Annotated in this window: 13 protein-coding genes and 1 riboswitch (1 of these 14 cut by a window edge); all 13 genes read right to left on the bottom strand. The window is 52.7% G+C overall.

Translation table 11 applies throughout. The annotated features are described in order from the left end of the window. Positions 1-1,336: the 5' portion of an NCS2 family permease gene (locus tag MHI43_RS04585; RefSeq protein WP_012819065.1), read on the bottom strand. It extends 35 nt beyond the left edge of the window; the window shows 1,336 of its 1,371 coding nt (coding positions 1-1,336); it begins with the start codon at positions 1,334-1,336; its stop codon lies off the left edge, out of view. 209 nt (positions 1,337-1,545) lie between these two features. After that, positions 1,546-1,644: riboswitch (purine riboswitch) on the bottom strand. A 282-nt stretch (positions 1,645-1,926) separates the two neighbouring features. Beyond that, positions 1,927-2,865: an NADP-dependent oxidoreductase gene (locus tag MHI43_RS04580; protein ID WP_036664351.1), complete on the bottom strand. Its 939-nt coding sequence runs from the start codon at positions 2,863-2,865 to the stop codon at positions 1,927-1,929. A gap of 227 nt (positions 2,866-3,092) precedes the next feature. Beyond that, positions 3,093-4,631, bottom strand: a complete 1,539-nt coding sequence (gene guaA, locus MHI43_RS04575; protein WP_012819063.1) for a glutamine-hydrolyzing GMP synthase — start codon at positions 4,629-4,631, stop codon at positions 3,093-3,095. 78 nt (positions 4,632-4,709) lie between these two features. Beyond that, positions 4,710-7,034: a transglutaminase-like domain-containing protein gene (locus tag MHI43_RS04570; RefSeq protein ID WP_036664354.1), complete on the bottom strand. Its 2,325-nt coding sequence runs from the start codon at positions 7,032-7,034 to the stop codon at positions 4,710-4,712. Beyond that, on the bottom strand, positions 7,006-8,304 hold the full coding sequence (locus MHI43_RS04565) for a DUF58 domain-containing protein (protein ID WP_036664356.1): 1,299 nt from the start codon (positions 8,302-8,304) through the stop codon (positions 7,006-7,008). Before MHI43_RS04565 ends, MHI43_RS04570 begins: the two co-directional genes overlap by 29 nt. Beyond that, positions 8,301-9,308 carry a MoxR family ATPase gene (locus tag MHI43_RS04560; RefSeq protein WP_049788667.1) on the bottom strand — a complete coding sequence of 336 codons (1,008 nt, stop codon included), beginning with the start codon at positions 9,306-9,308 and terminating at the stop codon, positions 8,301-8,303. Before MHI43_RS04560 ends, MHI43_RS04565 begins: the two co-directional genes overlap by 4 nt. 255 nt (positions 9,309-9,563) lie before the next feature. Further along, positions 9,564-14,015, bottom strand: coding sequence for an endo-1,4-beta-xylanase (locus MHI43_RS04555; protein WP_012819059.1), 4,452 nt, complete (start codon positions 14,013-14,015; stop codon positions 9,564-9,566). A 57-nt stretch (positions 14,016-14,072) separates the two neighbouring features. Continuing rightward, entirely contained in the window at positions 14,073-15,032 is a 960-nt protein-coding gene (locus MHI43_RS04550) for a carbohydrate ABC transporter permease (protein ID WP_036664360.1), read from the bottom strand. Further along, on the bottom strand, positions 15,032-15,991 hold the full coding sequence (locus MHI43_RS04545; protein WP_036664362.1) for an ABC transporter permease subunit: 960 nt from the start codon (positions 15,989-15,991) through the stop codon (positions 15,032-15,034). Before MHI43_RS04545 ends, MHI43_RS04550 begins: the two co-directional genes overlap by 1 nt. 86 nt (positions 15,992-16,077) lie before the next feature. Then, a complete protein-coding gene (locus MHI43_RS04540) occupies positions 16,078-17,781 on the bottom strand; it encodes an extracellular solute-binding protein (protein ID WP_036664364.1) in 1,704 nt (567 codons plus the stop codon). A 126-nt stretch (positions 17,782-17,907) separates the two neighbouring features. After that, complete coding sequence (locus MHI43_RS04535; RefSeq protein WP_036664366.1) at positions 17,908-19,440, bottom strand: response regulator; 1,533 nt, start codon at positions 19,438-19,440, stop codon at positions 17,908-17,910. After that, complete coding sequence (locus MHI43_RS04530; RefSeq protein ID WP_036664368.1) at positions 19,412-21,256, bottom strand: histidine kinase; 1,845 nt, start codon at positions 21,254-21,256, stop codon at positions 19,412-19,414. Before MHI43_RS04530 ends, MHI43_RS04535 begins: the two co-directional genes overlap by 29 nt. Positions 21,257-21,273: 17 nt before the next feature. Beyond that, positions 21,274-22,821, bottom strand: coding sequence for a helix-turn-helix domain-containing protein (locus MHI43_RS04525; RefSeq protein ID WP_036664370.1), 1,548 nt, complete (start codon positions 22,819-22,821; stop codon positions 21,274-21,276). Between the last annotated feature and the right edge of the window lie 51 nt (positions 22,822-22,872).

Below are 22,872 nucleotides of genomic sequence, written 5' to 3'. Positions count from 1 at the left end.
TGATCACAAACAAGATCCACATCAGCCAATGTACCTTGGTATCCGTGCGGCCAATCAATTTGCCGAATACCGCAAGAATCACATAAGCAATGATACCAGCGGAGATCCCGTTCGCGATACCGCCTGTGAATGGCATCAGGATGATCGTCAAGAATGCCGGGAAAGCTTGCATGAAATCGTCCCACTCGATATCGCGTACCTGGCTCATCATCAGGACGCCGACGATGACAAGTGCGGGTGCCGTAGCGGCCGAAGGAACAACCAGTGCAATCGGAGCCAGGAACAATGCCAGAATGAAGAGTACGCCTGTGGTAACCGCAGTCAAGCCTGTACGTCCGCCTTCAGCAACACCGGAAGTACTTTCTACGAAGGCCGTGATCGTACTAGTTCCGAGGAATGCGCCTGCGCTTACGCCGCCCGCATCCACGAGCATCGCTTTGCCGAGCTTTTTCTCGCCTTCTTCTTTGTTCTTCAGAAGTCCGGCACGGCCGGCCGTACCAACCAGCGTTCCGAACGTATCGAACAGCTCGACGAATGTGAAGATGAAAATAACTTCGATAAGACCAATCCCGAGCGCACCCTTCAAGTCCATCTGACCGACAGCCAGATTATCGAACGAAGGAATCCAGCTCGCGGTGCTCAGACCCGACAGATCGGTAACGCCCATCGGAATACCGATCAGCGTCGTCAGCACGATACCGATAAGCAGTGCGCCTTTCAGCTTCAGGACCATCAGGATGGCAATCAGGAACAGCCCGATGATCGCAAGCAGCGTATCCTTGTTTTCAACGAAATTTCCAAGACCAAGATTGAAGGCACCGCCTGGTACCGGATGAGAGATATCCGTTCCCGGGTTGATGGAAGCCGTAACGATATTGCCCAGCTTCAGGCCAACGATCGTAATGAACAATCCGATACCAACGGTAATGGCGATCTTCAAGTTGTTCGGAACCGCCGTCAACAGCATTTGGCGGACTTTGGTTACCGTAAGAATGATGAAGACGATACCGGAGATGAATACGGCACCGAGCGCCGCCTGCCAAGTAATCGCACCGTTCGAGCTTAATACAACTGTCATGAAATACGCATTCAAACCCATACCTGGTGCCAGCGCAACCGGAATGTTAACGAAAAAGCCCATGGCCATGGTCACGAGACCGGCACCAACAGCGGTAGCGAAGAATACGCCTTCTTGTGGAATGCCCGCGCCGTCAGGACCCAGGAACAGATTGTTGACCAGCAGGATGTAAGCCATGGTCATAAAGGTCGTCAAGCCTGCGATAATCTCGGTTCTTACATTCGTTCCGTGTTCCTTTAGTTTAAAGAAACGCTCCATTGTAGAGATATCCCCCTTAAATTAATGACCGGCAACATACAAATAGACCCTAAGGATAGATCCCTAGGGCCGTCGCTTGAAAAAAGAGCCGCAAAACAATCTTTCGCATGCTGCCGGGCAGCATCCTTATCGAATAACCGGTCTGCTGCATTGGAGCTTTGCTCCAGCTTGCAGGCCGGTCTCGAATGCTGGACGAGTCCGCATCATTATATTGCCGCTCTTCTTTTCGTAGCGAGATCATTACGGTGACCTGTAGAGACTCCCGGGCCCATTCCCGGGATTATACGAAAAAGCTCGTTATTTGTAGTTGTCGTGTCGGTTTCTACACATATTCTAGGACGAGAAGCCCAACCTTGTCAACAACAAAAACGAATATTAAACTTGTCAATTTAAAGAAACGTTCGGGAATTGCCTTTCCAAAAGCTTTCCGCTCTAGGACGACTGACCTACATACGGCTAAAAATAACCCAAAACCTGGGAAGATGCGCACATGTTCATCGAAATCCGCCCGGTGAGGTGTTTTACATCCGATGGTGGCAGACGCGGGTCGAAACCGGACACGCAGGATGAAATCGGAATCGTCTATCTCCTTAGGAGAAACTTATGGCTATTTTACCGACAGCATGGTGGGTCTCACTTAATGCGTGGGCATCGTAGAGCCCTTTTCGCGAAAAAGGAAACGTAGCTCCCACGACGGCTCTTACCTTTTTTTGCTCTAACAGATCGGCTATTTCCTGAAGCTGCTGGCCATTGGGATCCAGCCATATATTTTTGGCGGTCACGTCGTATTTTCTTACCAGTTCTTCATCAAAATCGCTGACAATCGATATGATTCGCCCGGTATGCTGTTTCAGTACTTTAAAGCTGTTCTTCTGCACGTCACCGCCCATCGTATCGAACACAACGTCCACATCCGATAATTCATCTTCAAATCGGGTCGTCCGATAATCGATCATCCGATCAGCACCGAGTGAGGCAAGCAGTTCATGATTGCGTTCGGTGGCGGTCGTTATGACGTAAGCACCCGCTTGTTTGGCAAACTGGATAGCGAACATGCCGACGCCGCCAGCGCCTGCATGAATCAATACCTTCTCTCCTTTGGTCAGTTCACCATGTGTAAACAGCGCCTGCCAAGCAGTGAGTCCCGCGAGCGGAACGGATGCCGCTTCCTCCCATGAGATAGCAGCAGGCTTGCGTGCCAACAGGTGGTCATCCACCAAAGTAAATTCGGCATATGTGCCAAACCGGGTCGTTTCCGGGCGGGCAAACACTTCGTCCCCCACTTTCCAATCCGTTACCTCGCTCCCGATTTCCGAAATGGTCCCGGCAACATCCCATCCTAAAATAATGGGAAACTCACAATCCATCATTTGTTTTAAATAGCCTTCTCGAAGCTTCCAGTCAATTGGATTGATCGAGGTAGCGGCCACTTTGACTAAGACCTGATGCGCTTGCGGTGCAGGAGTAGGTACTTCTCTTTCCTGAAGCTCTTCCTTGCCACCATAACGGTCAATGACGATAGCTTTCATTCTTTTCCTCCTCACAGGTTCGGTCTTGGTTCAACTTCCCTAAAGCTCGCTCTTACCCATTGCACCTTAACGTATTATTTATCTTATTGGACAAAAGATGCATGCAATAAACCAGGGCCTCAATCCATTGTTTTAAGAGGAAAGCTCGTATGGTACCAACGCAAAAAACCTTCAATCCCACGGATGTGGATTTGAAGGTTTTTATGTTTAGTGAAGCAGTATAAAAATTACTCCCACTCGATCGTTGCTGGCGGCTTGGAAGTCACGTCGTACACGATGCGGTTGACGTTCTCGACTTCGTTCACGATGCGGACGGAGATTTTCTCCAGCACATCCCATGGGATGCGCGCCCAGTCCGCCGTCATGCCGTCGATGGAGGTTACGGCGCGGATGCCTACGGTGTAGGAATACGTGCGCGCATCACCCATAACGCCGACGCTCTTCATGTTCGGAAGCGCCGTGAAATACTGCCAGATTTCGCGATCCAGACCAGCTTTCGCGATTTCCTCGCGCAGGATGTAGTCGGAGTCGCGGACGATTTGCAGCTTGTCCTCCGTTACTTCGCCCAGTACGCGAATCGCAAGACCCGGGCCAGGGAAAGGCTGACGATGAACGATCTCGTCCGGCAAGCCAAGCTCTTCGCCGACTTTGCGAACTTCGTCCTTAAAGAGGGCTTTGAGCGGCTCGATGAGCTCGAATTTCATGTCTTCAGGCAGCCCGCCGACATTGTGGTGGGACTTGATCGTATGTGCCGTGTCCGTTCCGCTCTCCACGATATCGGTATACAGCGTGCCTTGAGCCAGGAATGCGAAATCATCAAACTTGCTGGATTCCTCATCGAATACGTAGATGAACTCGTTGCCGATGATTTTACGTTTTTTCTCCGGATCGTCCACGCCCTTCAGCTTGGACATGAAACGCTCCTGAGCGTCAATCTTGACGACCTTCATGTCGAACTTGCCGACAAAGGTCTCCATCACGCTCTCGGCCTCGCCCTTGCGCAGCAGTCCATGATCGATGAACATGCATGTCAGCTGATCGCCGATGGCTTTGTGAATCAGCATGGCCACAACGGATGAATCAACGCCGCCGCTCAGTGCACACAGCACTTTTTTCTCGCCGACCACTTCACGGATTTCGCGAACCTGATCCTCGATGAAAGTCTCCATGCTCCAGTTGCCTTCGCAGCCGCATACTTCGTACAGGAAATTCTTAATCATTTCGTTACCATGGACGGAGTGGCGAACCTCCGGATGGAATTGCACGGCGTACAGCTTCTTGTCTTCGTTACTCATCGCGGCGATCGGAGCGGATTCCGTTCCTGCATCCAGCTTGAAGCCGGAAGGCAGCGATACCACGTGATCGCCATGACTCATCCATACGGTTTGTTTTTGCTCAATCCCTTTGACAAGCGTCGAGTTCGGAGCGAATTCCAATTCGGCTTTACCGTATTCGCGCTTCGAAGCACGCTCTACTTTTCCGTCCAGCTGCTGAGCCATCAGCTGCATGCCGTAGCAAATGCCGAAGATCGGCAGTCCCAGATCGTAAATGGCAGGATCCACATGCGGTGCATTCTCGGAATACACGCTGGAAGGACCTCCTGAGAAAACAATGCCGCGCGGGGAGAGATCTTTAATCTTCTCGACGGGCGTATTGTATGGCAGAAGCTCACTATAAACGCCAAGATCGCGAATGCGTCGTGCTATAAGTTGGTTGTACTGTCCACCGAAGTCCAAAACGACGATGATTTCATTAGGCTTATTCATTACCGGGCCTCCCTTGATTAATGAAATTAATTATACGCAACCCCAATTCATACCGTCAAGAAAGAGGGCCCTTTGTTTTCATGCCAGTTTTTTGACAATTCGAATGCATTGGCGCAAAAAGAGTACTTTTTCCGTACGGGACCAAGGTTCATCCTGGTACGCCGCCCGCTCCCAACGCGACGCGAACGCCTCCAGCTCCGCCCTGAATTCGGCATCGGCAATCGACAGGGCGCTGACGTATTGACGCATGGTCTGCCCTCTTTCCAGATCCCCATACTTGCGCTGCAACTTGTCCCAGACCCATACCGCCGCCGATACGAGTCCCTCCCGCCCGCTGACCGCTATCGTCCGGGCCATCCTCATGAAGGCCCAACTTTGGCGTACGGCCGGAATTCGGCAAATGACGGCCACAATAAGAGGGAAGATCAACAAAAGCGCGACCCCAAACATCACGGGACCGATGGCGGATATCACAAGGAGCACTTTAACGGCAGCGTAGATCATGGTACTCCACAAGGTATGCCATGACATCATTCCGGCGGAGCCGGAATCGCCGGCAGCCGGAGGCGGGGACATCCCCTCGACCCCAAAGCCCGGAGTCGGATCAAACAGGACCCACCCCTGTCCCGGGAAAAACACTTCCACCCACGCATGCGCATTCTTTTGGGCGACCTCGTAACGATCCATCGTGCCGGCCACCCGATCGCCAGGCGCGAATCCCGTCACATAGCGTGCGGGGATGCCCTCGGATCGGAGTAAGACGGTCATCGCCGTAGCAAAATGAACGCAGTACCCTTCCTTCGCATCGAACAAAAAATGATCCGTAAAATCCCGGCCCTCCGGTGGCACGGAGGTTTGCAGCGTATACGTATAGTTCTGCTCCAAATAGGATTCGATAGCTTGCGCCGTTTCATACCTGCCCGCGGCGTCCGATGTAATCTTCCGCGCTAAATCCTTCACCCTGGAGGGCAGTTCCTCGGGAAGCTCCAGATACATTTCTTCCATATATTCGGGATCGTCCCCGTTCGCCCTGCGGAGCGCTTGCTCCTCCGGCTGCACGTATAAAGTCTCTACGGTATAACCGGACACCGCCCTCTCGCCTTGCAAGGAAATCGTTTCGGACAGCCTGTCGACGGCCAACCTTGGCGCACCTCTCTTTTTGGAAGAATGCATCTCCTTAACGCGGGTAATAATACCTCCCGACAGCAAAGATGGGACGGGGGTCTCCTGTACAAAAGTCAGCGACTGCACGATCGTCTCTCCAGAAGGACGCTCCCAATACGGCAGGAAACCGCTCAGGTCCTCCAATAGCTTGACTGGCTTGCGGATGGAGGGATCTGTATCCCATTTCCGGCCGTCATATCGATTATACGTGTCTCCGCGCCAATACGTCGGTACAGGCGATTGCGCCGTAAAATACAATGCATCGCTGAGCGTCAGAGGGCCTCCCAAATCTTCTCCTTGGGAAGCATATCCCGCAACCTGGGAGGCAGGAATCGACGGTTCCGTATTTCCGCGGAGCCGCTCCCCCCATCCCGCCAGTCGTTCCGCCATTTCCGCCACACTCAATCCAATGCCTGGCGAAGGCTCGCCCAAGCCCCCTCCTACTCGGGTAATCCCCGCGATCAGAACGGAGGCCAGCAGCACAAACAGGCTCCAGCGCAGCAGAGGCAGCCCGGACAAGCGGCCGGTTCGCATTGGTTCGGGGAGGTCCATTTCCGAAGAGGTTCCCTCAACGGTTTCCTGCTTCAGCTTAAGGATCAGCATCATGCCCTGGGCCAGCAACATGTACAGCACCGCGCACAGCATATCCCCATAGACGCTTTCTTCCATGGCAGACTCCAGCACCGCCAAATAAACCAGCGTCGAACCGCCAAACAGCCAAACGGTCCGGCGATACAGAGCCAGCATATGCACTGCGGATACCATGATGCCCCAGCCGACAAGCAGGATGATCGTCTTCGTTTCCTGGCTTAAGATCGTAAACTCCCACGCATTTCTGAAAGCCGAAGCGTCGCCTGGAAGTATCAGCGAAGCGTAATCGGACAGCCATGCGAGCGGATCGCTATATTCAAACAACCGGGAACAGAGCCAGACCACCAGCCCGGCATTCAGCGGCAGCCACACCCAGCCTCGCCATGTAAACAACCCTTGTAGCAGCAGAAACAAAGCCCATAGGAATAAGGTTTCCAGCACAAACCGGCCGCCTGTTTCACCCGCATTCCGAAGGGGCAAGAGCCACTCTGACAGAAGTCCCATCACCGGCAGCGTGATTAATATGCGATGAAGCAGCGTTCCGTGCGACAATCTGGAAACGAATACCGAAGGCACACTCCGTGATCCGAATGACCCGGCTTCCCGATTGCCGCCAGCCCTAACGGGCGAGCTGTCCGGTCCTGTCATGGACGGCACCTCCGATCTTGATAGGGTGCTCTACCTCTACTGCTGGTTTTTCATGTACATACACCAGCTTCCCGCCTTTGCCGAAAAATTCCTGCGCCCACGGCGGATGCGCCTGATTCTCCGATGGAGCCGCCGCTGTGCTTTCAGCCGATTTCAACCGGCTTACGCTTTGAATGCAATAAATGGTCACCTTTCTGCAGCCCGCATTCAGGAGGTTTATGCCGGCGACAGCGGCACCCTGATGGAAGTACCCGGTGATGATAGCCCAATCCGTATTCTTTTGCGAGGGATTGAAGGATTGCTGGAATCTTCGGTTCCGCATCGGATCATTCCCGGTTAGCTGAACAGAGGCCAGAGGCACCAACGAATCCGGCTGCCCCTTGGACCTGCCTTTGCGTTCAATCGATGAACCCTCTAAATCCGTCCCATCCATGCATAATTGATAGGGGATTCTATGGCGTATAAGCCGGGATACCATTCCCGCTGCAGCCGATACCGCTTCTTCAAATACTTCCTGCGGTTTCCGGGCTTCATGGCCCTCATACCCTTGGAGCGATGTATCCAGCACAACGCCCTGCCTTGCTCCAAAGCCCTCATGAGGCATAAAAGATTGCAAGCGGCCAAGCTTCGCGGAATTCTTCCAATGAATCCGATTCATGGGATCCCCTGGAACATAATCGCGCACGCCCGATCCTCTCATTTCATTCCAAACGTTGAAGCGTACGCGTTCATCTTCCGTATCCATATCGCTTCCATGCATGGGCATCTGGGCCACAGGCCACTCCGCGGGCTTTGGCAGCACGATCAGGCCGCCCGAATCGCTGAGGAGACTTCGGTTTGTCCTGAACCAGCCGAACAGATCACCCCATTCCATCTCGCTATAGATCGAAGACCAGACTCCGCGGGGAACCTGGTTCAGTCGGTAGGTATACTCAAGTCGTCGCCGCATGCCCGGGAACAGCAGTTTGCGATATGTCCTGCTGCCGATGCGGTCGGTGATGATAAGCCATGGCAGGGGAAGAATGCAACGATAGGCAACATGAACCGTCATCTGGACGGAGTCTCCAGCCTGTATGCACAAAGGGGAGCTTGTGTGCGAGATGGTGATTCGGGTCGGACCGAGCAAGCTCGTCACAGCCCCTCCCAGCAATAGAATCGTGGATGCCCACCAAACCAGCCGCAGCGCTTCCCCGCCTAACCAAAGATAGAGCCCCAAAGACACCGACCAGATGGCTATGCCTCTCAACCATTCCAGCAGACGCCGTCTCATGAGGTGCTTCCCTTCCGGCTGCGCTGGCGCGGCAGGTCAAACCTCGTAAGGATGGATTCTACCATTTCATAAGGAGTCACGCCGGCTGCGCGTGCATCATGACCGAGGTGAATCCGGTGGGTCAGCACCGGTACGGCAACGCGCAGGCAGTCATCCGGGATGACATACATTCGGCCTGTCAAGAATGCGGCTGCCTGCGAAGCACGGAGCCACGCTAATGTCCCTCTCGGACTGATGCCCAGGGATACGCCCTGCTGCCTTCGGGAAGCATCGGCCACACTGACCATGTAGCGTTTGATGGTGTCATCCACGAAGACGCGGGACACGCTCTGCTGCATCCGGATGAGCTCGGAGCCCATCATGATCGGCTTCAGATCATCCAGTCTGGAACTGCCCATTCCCCGCTCCAGCAGCTCCAATTCGCCTTCCATGTTGGGGTAGCCCAGCGATAATCTCATCAAAAAGCGATCCAGCTGCGCCTCCGGCAGGCGGCTTGTGCCTTCATATTCGTACGGATTTTGCGTTGCCAGCAGGAAGAACGGGGCAGGCAGCGGATACGTATGACCGTCCACGGTGACGCGCCCCTCTTCCATCGCCTCCAGCAGCGCGGATTGCGCCCGCGGCGATGCCCGGTTAATCTCATCGGCCAACACGATATTGGATATCACCGGTCCGGGCCTAAATACAAATTCTCCCGTGTGCGGATAATAGACCGATGCGCCCGTAATGTCCCCTGGCATCAGATCATAAGTAAACTGAATGCGGCTGAAATCGCAGCCGATTAACGCAGCCACCGACTTCACCAGCATGGTCTTCCCGACTCCCGGCACGTCCTCCAGCAGCACATGGCCCCCGGCCAGCAAGGCAATCATCGTTAACGAGATTTGCTCCTCATGTCCGACGATGACGCTGCCGACCCGTTTGGTAACCCTCCCCAGAAGATCTGGCGCCCACTCCGGATGATCGGCTTCTTCAGCATGAACGGATGAACGATACAAGTACATCAACCTCCAACCTATATTCATAGATTATTTAATAGCGCTAGCTTAGAATCTTGAATCTATGAATAGGTTTTCCAAGAAAGCACGAAGATAGACGTCTTTTGCTAGAAAAGGATTCGCCTGTCCCGCATGATTCATAGCACGTCGCCCGCCTGGCCTGGAGGATCTGCACGAAAAAGGCCAGCCCGTAGCAACGGGTGGCCTCCATCTCATTCATACGTACATGCTGCTTTTCATCGTTCACGTCCGATCATCGCATTAACGATTCACGGCCTTAATCAGTTCCCAATTCCAAATCCGGTCCAGAATCACGGCTGCCTGGGCACGCGTAAAGTAAGCCTTCGGCGCGATTTTGCCGTTCATGCCGTTCACGATGCCCGACCCTGCAAGCAGAGCTGCACTCGATTTGGCATATTCGGCAACCTCATCCCCATCGGCAAAAGCATCCAGCGCCCCTTCGCCCTCCAGCTTCTTGCCTGCCGCCTCCAGGGCACGCTGCGTGATCAGCATCATGTCCTGGCGCGTCATCGGCGTGTCCGGCGAGAAACGATTTCCGCCGACGCCTTGAACGAGCCCAAGCTCTGCGGCGATTTGCACGTGTTTGTAATAATAGGCCGCAGACGTAACATCTCCGAATGCTGCCCGGCCTTCGCTCGAGCCTTCCAGTTCCAGCACGCGTACGAGCATAACGAGGAATTCGGCCCGGGTGATTTCGTTCTGCGGATCGAACATCGTTTCGCTTACCCCTTGGATAAATCCGCGGGATGCCATCGTTTCGATCGCATCGATCGCCCACGGCACATGCTTCAGGTCATGAAACGTCTTGAATGCGGAAGCGACTGCAAACGTGCCGCCATGCGGCAGCGCTGCGCGAACGATCCCCTGTTTCGCATCATAACGGCTGTTAGCAAGAGGCCCGCCTTGCCCGTTGGCATCGATCTCCCTGACAAAGATATGATCCGGTTGTGCCAGCTCTTCCTTGGTTGGTGTGTAAGGCACCGACCAGATCAGGCGAGCTTTGCCCGATTTCCACGACAGGGCCCGGTCGCCGGCAAGAGCCTCTATCCGGAACACCGGACGATCACCGATCTCCTCGCGAAGGGCTGCACCCAGATTGCTGCCCGAAGCTTTCGCCAGACGCAGCGCGACGGTTTCCGTATCCTTTACTCCGGCTCCCCGAACCCATGCGCTTGGCAGCTCCAGTGCGCCGAACTCCGTTTGGAGGATCAACACAACCTCCGAGTTCCCCAGCAGCCACTTGCCCGGCAATTGAATTTCGTAGGACTGGGCCTCTGTTTGAGCCGGGATAGCCACGATTGCTCGCTTCGGTCCTTCCACACCGGCTGCCGCCCTATCCAATGCCTGCTGAAGGACTTGGCTCGAGACTACAGCGAGAATCCGCCCGTCGTTGTTCCGGATTTCGAGTGAAGGCGTGTTTGGAGCTGGACTTGTACTGCTTCCGCCTCCGCCCGCGTTTGCACCGCTTCCTCCGTCACCGCCGCCGTTATGTTCTCCGCCGTTTCCGTCTCCTCCGCCAGGAGCGGAGCTCTTCGTGAATTCCAGCACGCCGAACCTGGACGTGTTCTGATAGGACTGGCCCGTCGGATCCGACCAGATGGCCACGCTGTCTCTTGTGCCCTGGCCGTCTTCATCGTTGTTCACCTGCAAATCGAATCCGATGACCGTCCCTTTCTCAGGCTTGATCTTGTCGAGGCGGATCGCTGCTTCAACGACATATCCCCCGTCGATCACCTTCGCTGCCGAAGTGAAGTTATCCTCGCCCGCATAACCGCCAAAGGAACGCAGATTGTTGAAGTTCATCCGGTACTGTCCATCATCTTCTTGGTAAGCATCCGTCTTTCCATTATTCTGATCCACAAAAATCTCTACCGAATCCTGCTCCCATACGTTGGGACTCGCATCCGACAACAAGCTGTCGCTAACTATGGCGTAAACATACAGGTAATTCTCATCCCATAGCGTCCGGAATGTTGCGGTCGCGCCGCTGTTACCCTCGACCCACACGTCGGTTGCCAGTTCCGCGGCGTCCTTCCAGACCACGTCCAGCTCGCCGTCCACCTTCGGGGTGCCGTAGCGGGCCTGGGCCGATTTCGGCGCAGCAGCGAGCGTAAGAATGCCGAGTCCGTCTTGATCGCTCTCCTGGGCATGCCTTGGATCGCTCCAGGACACCACCGCTCCATTCTTGCCATGCTCGGAACCGTCATCCGAACCGGAATCCGTTACCCTGACATCGAAATAAATGTCGCCGCCCAATGCCCCTGTTCCGTGTAGCTGGAGAAGAGCCTCCCCCGCGTAACCTCCCGCGGTCTCTGCCGTGTTGGCGGCTCCACGCTGAATCCGGGCCTCTTGCAGGGTACCGTTCACCACCGCGAAGATATCAACCTGATCCCCTGGGGCTATCGATCCGTCTTTCACGTCAACCCTGACATAGATATGGTCCTTGTCCCATAGCGTCTTAAATTCGGCAGACAACGATCCTAGCTTCTCCGTCCTAAGTGACGGAACCAGATTCCAGGCAGCATCCGGTTGTCCGTCGATGACGGCCTTACCCTCCACAGCCATTCCGGTTTTTCTCACAATCGTTAGCCTGGAGGGATCGACCATTCCCCAATAAGCTGGCTTGGCCTGATATTGCTTGTCAAAAGGAAACGGGGCATCCTGGCGGCCCGTCCCGGCGGGACGGTCATGCAGCCAGGTATGGTCGTCTGCAATCCCCCAAAGAGTGACATTGCTGATCCAGCCACCCTCCACGCCTGCATCAACGCCCATTTGGTCCAGCCGCTTCAATTCTTCAAACAGCTCTTTGTACCGATAGCCTTGCTTGTCGAGCAATTCCTGAGGAACGGTCTGGAAGGCGTCGGTATTGTTCGTGTACACCGAAACGTCCAGCTCGGTAAGCTGATTATCAAAGCCCGCCTCGCCGAACATCCGGATGGAATCCGAGATTTGCTGGATGGAGGGCCCGCTGATATTGATATGCGTTTGATGGCCCACGCCATCGATCGGAACGCCTTCCGCCTTCAGCTGTTTTACGAGATTCAGCAAATAATCGCGTTTCTTCGGGTTGTGCGTGCTGTAATCGTTGATGTACAGCTTGGCCTCGGGTCCGGCTGCGTCTCGCGCCGCATGAAATGCGGTCCGGATATAGTCGAGTCCCGTTATCCGGTACCACTGGCTGTCCCGCATGCCGTCCGGACGCCCTTCGTCAATAACCTCATTCACGACGTCCCAATCGCGGACATCTCCCTTGTAACGGCCGGCCACCTCATGGATATAAGCTTCCAGCCTCTGAAGGACGAGCGCTTTGTTCTCCGGCGTGGCTTCAAGATATTGGCCCTGATCATCCTTCAGCATCCATTCGGCGCCTTGCTGATGCCACAGCAGCGTATGGAACCGGAGGTTCATATCATGATCCCTGGCATAATCCCTGATCAGATCCGCGTTGGTAAAGTTATAGGTTCCCTCTCTCGGATTGAGAGATTCCGGTTTCATCACGTTCTCGGCAACAAGCGAGTTGTAATGATAATCCAGAAGCTCCTTGTGCACGCCGGACAGATGCTTGGGCTCCACGGCTGCCCCGATCTCGAAATACTCCCGATACACATCCTTCAGGGCGGGAATATCCGTCTGAATGGAGCCCGGCAGAGCGAGCTTAATGTCATCGACATAGAAATTGGAAAGATCCGAGGTTTCCACGTACAGCTTCAAGGTTTCCATATCCGAGCTGAAGCCGAAGGTTCCTTTCAGTTCCACCCACTCCGTGCCGCTCGCGGAGGCTGAGGCGAGGGTCGTATAAGACGTCTCTGCTGCGCCCGCCGCTTTATTCTCCATCGAAAGCGATAGTTTGACCGCAGCGGCAGGAGCCTGCTCAAGCCTGGCATAGGCTGAGATCGTATACGTTTTTTGGCTCACCATGATGTCTTTGACGTCCTGGCTGGGCCCGTTCCAGTTGTTCGTCCGATCATGGACCTTTAAACCGTAGCCGCCGCTATGGGCTGCTTCTGGCACAGCTTCTACGGTCTCCGAATCGCGAGGTCCCCAATCCATCGTCGTTCCGTCTTCAAAATCCCATACGACCGTATTCTCTCCTCCCGGCACCCCATTGCCCGGGTCCGGTGCCGGCTCAATCAGCCGGACTTTGAAGTCGTCCATATAATAAGCGGCGTCCGGACTGCTCGGACTCTGCAAATACACCTGCAGGGCTGATGCATTGGCATCGTATTTATAACGGCCTTTTACCTCCACCCACCCGTCGGCGGTTACATCGACCGGGCTGCTGAAGTTCACGTATTCCGGCTCGGCCCCGGTTTGCTGCATGGCAAGCTGAAGCTTCTGAGACCCTTGGGTGCCCTCCTTCAGATGGACATAAGCGGAAATTTCATATGTCGCTCCCTTGTCCAGCCGATTCGTGGCGGATAGATTAAACCCCGGTCCGTTCCAGGTCGCTGTCCTTCCCTCCGTCAGCAAGCTCCCTGTTCCTTCATAAGCATAGGTAGCGGAAGTCACCGTCTCCGTCCCCCGTTTGAACCACCCCTCCGTCCCGCCATCGAAATGATGGTGAATCACAAGATTCTGATCAGCGGGCGTTTGGGCCGGTTCAACTGCCGCCGCGCTCCAGCTAGGCGGAATAAGCAGCAAGAACGCGATCAGCATCAGGCTGATCTTTCTAATGATCGTTCTCTTAGACACGAAATGCTTGCCTCCTCATCGGTTGCCGTTATGATCTGTCCTCCAGCAAAATCTTGTTCATTCTTTGACGCTGCCCACGTTCAACCCGACAACGAAATATTTCTGCAGAAACGGATAGACCAGCAGAATCGGAACGGATGCCACGACCGTTACGGCAGCGCGAATCGAAATCGGCGTTACCATATTCACCGCAGAGTCCTTCGTCATCCCCGCGCCGGCAGCTACTGCCGGGTTGCTGTTCGCGTTCATACTGGATGATAGGAGCTTCATCAGCTCATACTGCAAAGTACTCAGCTCTTGACGGGAGGAGGTATAGATGAATGCATCGAACCAGGAGTTCCAAGCCCCCACGGCCACGAATAGTGCAATGGTTGCCAGCACCGGTTTACATAGCGGGAAGATGATCCGGATGAAGATTTTGAAATCTCCGGCTCCGTCGATTCTTGCCGATTCAACCAAGCTTTCCGGAATCGTTCCGATATACGTCCGGATAACGATCATATTAAATGCGCTGATCATCGACGGGATCACATATACCCAGAACGAATTAATCAGGTTCAAGTCCTTCATCAGAAAGTATCCAGGAATCAAACCTGCGTTAAAGTACATCGTCAAAATAAAGATCAAGGTAATCGGCTTACGAAATACATATTCCCGGCGGCTCAGCGTATACGCCAGCATCGTGGTCAGACCCAGATTCAGCAGCGTCGACAGCACCGTTCTTGCCACGGAAATCCAGAACGCGTCATATATCGTTCCAGAAGCGAATACCGCCTTGTAATTCTGCCATGTAAATTCCCTTGGCCAGAGATAGATTCCGCCTCGGATCGTATCATTCCCCGCATTCAGGGAAACGACGATCGTATTCAAGAAAGGATATAATGTGACAACGACAAGACCAATCATAAACAAGGTATTGAACGTATTAAATAGGATCGACTCAACGCTTTTTTTTCTGACAGGTTTAGTCGCTGCGGCAGCAGTTGCTGGCCCAGGGCTGATTGTTTGATTGTCCACTATAGCAGCCTCTCTTCCCCTAGCCGTTTCGCGACTCCGTTTGCAATCAATAACAGCGTCACACTAACGACCGTTTTAAATATACCGGCAGCCGTTGCTAATGAGTAATTGCCTTGGGCAAGCCCGTACTTCAGCACGAAAATGTCAATCGTTTGCGACCAGTCGACAACAAGACCGTTGCCCAGCAAGTATTGAACCTCGAAGCCTGCTTCCAGAATGTGACCGACCTGCATGATCAACAGAATAATGATCGTTGGCTTAATGCCCGGCAAAGTAACATGGAACATTTTCCGATAGCGGCTTGCCCCGTCCATATCGGCAGCCTCATAAAGCGCCGGGTCGATGGATGCCATCGCAGCCAAATATATAATCGTATTCCAGCCGACTTCTTTCCAAACATGCGACGCTCCGACGATTCCCCAGAAGTATTTGCCTTCACTGAGCCATTGGATCGGCTCCTTGATGAGATGCAGCTTCATAAGGACATCATTGATGATTCCGTCCGAAGCCAAGCTCGTCGCCACAATCCCGGTTACGATGATCCAGGATAGAAAGTGCGGAAGATAGGAGATCGTCTGTACGGTTCTTTTCCAAAATACTTTTCTGATTTCATTCAGTAACAATGCAAGGATAATTGCAGTCGTAAAGCCGAGAATCATATTGATAACACTCATTGCGAGCGTATTGCGAAGCACTTGCAGGAAACTATCGTCCTTAAAAAGAAATTCAAAATGTTTAAAGCCTACCCACTTCTGTTCACTAAAGTCTCTAGCCGGCTTGTAGTCCTGGAAAGCCATGGTCCATCCCCAAATAGGAACGTAGGCAAACAAGATGATGTAAGCCATCAGAGGCACCGACATATAGATCAACTGTCTCTGTTCTTTGAGTACGGCCCAGGTGATTTTCTTGTTTGTCTTAGGCTTGCGGACGGCAGAGTCTTTGACTACGGTCTCTTCCATAAGTTTGTTCTCCCCAAAACCCCATATTTCGTAAACAAGGAAGGCAAGAAGCCTTCCCGTTTCCGATTCATGTACCTTCCGCTGCTTTACTTAACAGACCAAGTGTCTCTTCTCCATTGCAGCACTTCATTAATCCGATCCTCATAAGCCTTGATGTTGAGCTTGCGGATATCAGTGACGTACTCACCCCAGACGCTGTCGAATTCTTCCGGTTTAGCAAGAATGGCTTTTGGCAAGTACTTCGTGGACAACTCATTTTGCTTCGTATTCACGATTTTCGCTTCAGATCCGTCTACCAGGTCGACAGACCATGCCGGGTAAGCGATGTCGTTCTCGGGAGCCGGACTGAAGAAGTCAACATAGCTGTTGAAACCGTATTGGGCAAGGAAGTTCTTGTCATACTCTCTCAAAGCGGCTACCATTTCTTCAGGCTGTGCAGCGCCGTCCGTAGCGTTGCCGTCCGAGAATAAACCTTCCATTTTTGGTGCTTGACCGTGGAAAGAATCGGCTTTATTCGCGAGCTTCCAGGTTGCATCGGTAAACAGATCGCGCTGCTCTTGCGTTTTCATGAAGCGGCCGTCCTTGACAATGTAATCTTCCCCTTCGATCCCCCAGGACAAGATTTTTTGCCAATCTTCTTGAATCAGCGTATCCAACAATTTGATAATTCTGATCGCCTGCTCTTCGGATGCGTTGACCGTGATCCCGAAACCGTTGTTGAGGTTCAGAGCCGGACGATCTTTGTAATGATCCTTGATACTTTCATCAAATACAAGCGGAAGACCGACATACGTTCTTTCATCTTTCTTCTGAGTAATCAGCGCGTCCTCTGCGCTTTGGAAGTTCCAGTGCTGGTCAAACATGCCAAGAACTGCACCGCTGGAGATTTTCGCCATATACTGGTCAAAGTTCTGGGTAAACGTTTCCTTATCGATGATACCCAGGGCATTCATTTCGTTCAGCTTTTTATAATAACGTTTGGCATAGTCCTTATCGGCAAAAATTTCCGCCTTGCCGTCTTTAACAACTACACCGCCGTCATTCGGATGACCGATCAAATGCTGAGGAGCATTGAACAGACCCCAGTTTTTCCAGTCATAGTTCAGAATTTCAAAGCCGATCGTCGGGGTACCGTCGATGGTCGGATGCTTTTCCTTGTATTGTTTAATGATGTCAAAATATTGATCCAAGGTTTTAACCTCTGGATATCCTGCCTCTGCCAATACGTCCTTCTGAATCCAGAAGGCTGGGCCCGAATAATAAGACGAGGTAACATCAGCATTCGTTACACCATAGTTTGGAAGATTGTAAATATGACCGTCATTCGGGTCTTTCATCATGTTCCAGTACTTCTCATAATGCTTCTTCAAGTTTGGCGCATGTTCTTCAATCAAATCCTCGAGCGGGATAAAGGCACCGGCAGCTGTCAGCTTTTGATTCGCTGTCATCATGTCCGGATAATCGCCGCCTGCAATCATAACGCCGAGCTTCTGGTCAATATCGCCTGCCAGGAACTCGAATTTGAAGGATGCTCCTGTCTTTTCCCTGATTAATTTATAAATCTTGTTGTCAGGTGTTGGTTGCTGGTCGGGCTGACCGATAAAAACACTCACCTCAAATGGTTCGATCTTATCCCCGTCCGTCCCGGGTGTTGTTTGTTCTGCGGAGTCCTTTGCTTCCGGCTTGGCCCCGCTATTCCCGTTTCCGCCCCCGCAGCCCGTAAGGACGATGCAAAGCGACAACAGCAACACCGTGCTGAGCCGAAGCCATGATTTTGTCTTACCCCCCATAAAAGCACCTCCGTCATAATGTGGTTACATCGTTGGTCGATACGCCTCTTCATGTAACCTTCCTTTATTTTAAAAGCGCTTTCAAAGGCGGACTATACTATAATTAAAGCATTAACCTTAAAAACTTTAGAACATCCTCTTCTTGAACTCATTCGGTGCCATGCCCCATCTTTTTTCGAAATGCTTAAGGAATTGGTTGTAGTGGGTGTAGCCGACCCTTTCGGCGATTTCGCTGTTCTTCAGCTTGTTCTGCTTCAACAGCGCGGCCGCTTCCTCAATCCGCAAATTATGTATGAGTTCGTTGAAGCCAATCCCATTCTTACGCATCAGCAGCTGGCCGAGATAGACGGGATGCAGATAAAAAAGCTCCGCCAATCGCTTAATGGTCAGATTCTCCCGGTAGTGCTGCCGAATATAATCGTTAATCTCCTGGATTATGCCTTGCGAATGCCGGGCCTGCTCCTTGAGAAGAAGCTCGATGCACTCTTCCCCGAAGCGCAGCAGCTCTCCCATCAAGTCGTTCAAATGGAAGGTTCCGTCCGTTAATCCAGCTGCATTGGATTTGGCTGCCAGGATTCGAGCTTCCGCACCTTCCGCCTCCCTCACCAAATCCATGATTTTATACAAAACATGGATCACCATTTTCTTCACGATCCCCGGCGCGATTCGCTGCTCCGCAAACCTGGACGCAGCCAATCCGGCAGCCTCGCGGTATCCCTTCTTGTCGAGGAGTTCCACGGACCTGATGACATCATCCATCAGGTTCGTGGGGTAACGATAATGAAACGGCCGATCCCGTACCTCTTCATATGAAATCATCCCGCCGTACGCCGGATCGTAAAATTGATGCTCGATGGCTTCCTTGGCGGTTTCGTAGCAGCGACGGATATGCACCAGAGACTGCTGGCCTTCTCCTACAGCCATAAACAGCCGCTGTCCTGCATAATGGCGGACCAGCTCGCGGATCGTGCCTGAGGGTACGCTCCCGTTGTCAGGGGAATAACCGTTCACCAAACCAAGCCGGTTCGATTCCAGATCGATGACATACTCCGAATTCGCGTGGGCTGACAAGCGGGCGACGGTTTCCTTGACGTCAGGAAACAAGGCAGACTCTGCTTGGATCAGACATACGTTCCACTCTTGATGGGCGGAGGATAAAACCTGAAGCCTCGACAGGCCGCTAGCCCTAAGCGGCATCTCCAAGAGCGTTTGCATGATCAGCGAAACATCCTCTTCCCTCTTAGCAATCGCACTCAGGCTTAATCTGCGATGCTCCTGCATCAGCTCAGCATGAATCTTGCCGAGCTCCTCCTCGGCTTCCTCTGCAATAATAGGCTTCAGCATGTAGTGATGGATGCCGTGCCGCAATGCCTTCCTTGCATATTCAAATTCACTGTAGCCGCTCATGATGGCAAATTTCACACTGCTATCCCGGTGATGCTGCTGCCAGGTTTCAATCATATGAAGCCCGTCCATTAGCGGCATGTTTACATCGGTAATGACCAAATCCGGCGCAAGCCCATGAATCATCTTCAAGCCTTCCACTCCGTTGCCCGCGGTTCCGCAGACGCTAAACCCCAAGCGTTCCCAATCGATCCACAGCGCCAGCCCTTCCAGCGCACCCGGTTCGTCATCGATCAACAGCACTTTGAAAGGCATGGTTCTCCCCCTCTCCGCCTTCATGCTCCCGAGACTCCAACAGCCGGATCGGAATCTCGAATGAAACGGTTGTCCCTTGATTCGGGGTGCTGGCAATGTTGAAAATGACATGATCGTCGTAGTACAGCTCCAGCCGCCGATATACGTTTCGAATGCCGAAGCTGTTGCCCGAGAACTGCTCGTTGCGAACCGAGAGAATAATGTCCCGTAGCTTGCTTTGCTCAATGCCCTTACCGCTATCCGTAATGACGATGCGAAGATAATCACGGGCAACCGAAGCGCTTATGGTCACCAGACCCGCTCCATCCATCGCCTGCAAGCCATATTTGCATGCATTCTCAACGAGCGGCTGAATGCTCATTCTTGGAATTTTATAATGAAGCGCTTCCATATCGATGTTGAATTGATATTCGAATTTATCCCGAAAGCGGAATTTTTCGATTTTGAGATACATTTCGATAAATCTGATTTCCTCCTCCACGGAGACCAAATCCTCTCTCCAGCTCAGGAGTCTGCGAAGCAGCTTGGACAAGCTTTTGATAATATCCGTCACATCCGTGTATCGATTCTTCGTGCAGACCACCAATATCGCATTCAGGGTATTGAACAGGAAATGGGGATTCATCTGGCTCTGCAAAAAGTTCAATTCAGCCCGAACCCGCTCCATCTCCAGGCTTTTCTTCTGAATCTCCAGCTTGTACACATTGTTGATCAGGGAGTTCATCTTCGCTGTCATCTGATTGAAATTCCGGATGAGTCCGCCGATTTCGTCCCGGCCTTCGTCCAGTTCAATCAAGTCGAATTTCTCGTTGCTCACCTTCTGCATATGACGCGCCAAACGCTTCACCCGGTAATTGTAGGATCTCAGCATGACCGTAATAAAGACCGCCGCAACCAGCGTAACAACCGCTGCCAATACAACGGTAAACAGCTGCATATCCAGCATGGCGCTCGTAATCCGGCTCCCCCGGTTGATGCCGATCAGCTTCCACCCCTTCACGTACCTGGCCGTTCCGATCGAGAACACATGCCGATCCTCTTCGTCGTATTGCTCCAGGTCAAGCTTCGAATATGCGCTGTACTTCCCTCTTTCATAACCGCTGCTGGCCGACATAATAATCTCATTGTTCTCGTTCACCAAATACATATCCAGATAATCGCGTTCCCGTACAATGACGTCATAAATCTTGCTTAAATCGATATCGATTCGAAGCAGCTTCTCATAGGTGTCATAGGTATCGTAGTAATCCATCTTCTCAATCACGCTTAAGTACGGAACCGTCGATGCCGAGTTGTTCGCTTCTGCCGCCCTGTACGCCGCCACCAGCACCGGATGGGCCGAGCTGCTCCATAATGCATACCAGTCGCTCTCGAGCACATTATCGTTGATCACATGATAATTGCCGCCGGACACAATGGTGGAATTTTCGGTGAAGATGCTAATCCGCTGAATCTGGTTGTTAACCGGTATGTAGCTCGTTACCCGATTCCGGAGCTGCTCATCAAAGGTTTCGTAGAAGTCCAGCTGGGACTCATACTCGCGATCGAGCATTTCGTAAAGGGTCTTATCCGTACTCAGCGCATGACTTACAGCCACCCCGCCGTCGATGAAATTATGAATATCCTTCCTAGCCCGCTCCATCGAGATATCGAGGTTCTGCTCCTCTCTCTCCCGGATCAGCTCCGACATCCGATCCATAAAGATGAGGTTGACCACCAGAATAGGCAGCAGTACACCAATGACAAAAATAAGAAAAAATTTAGTTTTCAACGGAATATCGTTCACGAAATTCCCCAGCCTGAACATTCTCTTCATGAAGGCACCCTCCCGGTTTAGCGCTGCTTGCTTTCAACATGATTCTTGTAATTCGAGGGCAGAATCCCGGTTGTCAACTTAAACTTATGGATAAAATAGTCCGCGTTCGGGAACCCGACATGGAGCGCAATCTCGGAAACCTTCATTCCGCTCCGTTTCAGCAGCAGCTTGGCCTCCTCGATCCGCTTGTCATTCAGGTATTCCTTGAACGGCTTGCCAGCATGCTTCTTGAACAGCTGCCCCAAATAGGTGGCGTTCATATGGAAATGTCGTGCCAAATCCTGAAGCTGAAGCCTGCTCCGGTACTCCCGGTCGACATACTGAATCACTTGAAAAATGGTGTTGTGCTCGTTAAGCTTGCTTAACTCTTCCAGCTGCGAAGCGGCCTCAAACGCGAGCAACCGCATATAATTCTTCAACGGCGCTTTATGGCAAGCATCACTCAGATGACCAAGCTTCCTTTGCAGCCGGTTCATGAATAGATCCGGATCTCCATTCATTTCCGCGATTCTTCGACACAGCTTCAATTCCAGATCGGCCACATCGGCTTGAAAAGCCCTCAGGTGGAGGAGATGATCGGGCATGGCCGTAAAAATCCGCGCCAAGCATGACTCGATGGACGCATGCTCCCCCGCCATAATCATGGAAAGCAATTCGTCCATCCATCCGCAGGGAAGTCCCCGGAGCCGCTCGGCTCCTCTCGGTTCTTGGCAACAAAACACGCCGCTTCGGCCTTGGCTTCGCTTATCGTCGCGCACCTCCGCGCTTTGCCTGTAAAGCTTTCCGATCGCCTGGATTCCCTCCCCTGTGCCGCTTAACGCCACGATAACCGGCCCTTCAAGCTCCCGGGCCAGAGCAGACTGCAACAGCAGCGCAGTCTCCATGACCTCATCCGGAGTCGAATGCTCGACATGCAGCACCACTCCGATGCTCCCGCTATTGTCCTGGAAGCATCCCAGTAAGCTCGGGGGCCCGTAATCGGTCATCCATTCGATCCAATCCACTCCCGTTTCAGTAATCCCTGTTTCAATCAATAGGCACTGCAGCAGCGGCTCGCCCTGGATTTGCATCGCATTGCTGGCTTGCTCGGCCAAATCAGGACTCAACTCTTCCCGAATGAGCCGGTTCAACAAATAATGGACGGCAAGGCCGGCTTTCTTCCGGTTGCTGCGTTCAGCGTCTCGTTCGTCCTGGATCTCATGGCTGAGCTTGGCAAGCACTGCCTCGATCTCCTCGTCATCAATCGGTTTCAGCAAATACTCGGCGACCCGTTGGCGCATGGCTTGATGCGCGTATCCAAAATCATCATATCCGCTCAAAATAACGAATTTCGGAGGAAGAGGCAGTATCCGTTTGCTGTGCTCAATCAATTCCAGGCCGTTCAGGACTGGCATGTGGATATCCGTCATCACCAGTTCAGGCTTCCATTGTTCCATTAGCTTTAGCGCTTCGGGAGCGCTCAGGGCTTCCCCGCATATTTGGAATCCGAACCGCTCCCAGTCGATCATCGTTCTCAATCCCTCCAAGACCCATGGTTCGTCGTCCACCAGAAGCACATTGAACATCGCCCTCGTCCTCCTTTACCAAGCGAATAATGTAAGCGCACTCATTTTTAC

Origin of the sequence: Paenibacillus sp. FSL H8-0457 (genome assembly GCF_038051935.1) — a bacterium.
GTDB classification, from domain to species: domain Bacteria; phylum Bacillota; class Bacilli; order Paenibacillales; family Paenibacillaceae; genus Paenibacillus_AQ; species Paenibacillus_AQ lautus_A.
Note: the sequence above shows the minus strand (reverse complement) of the source record. Positions and strands in the feature narration are given on the sequence as shown.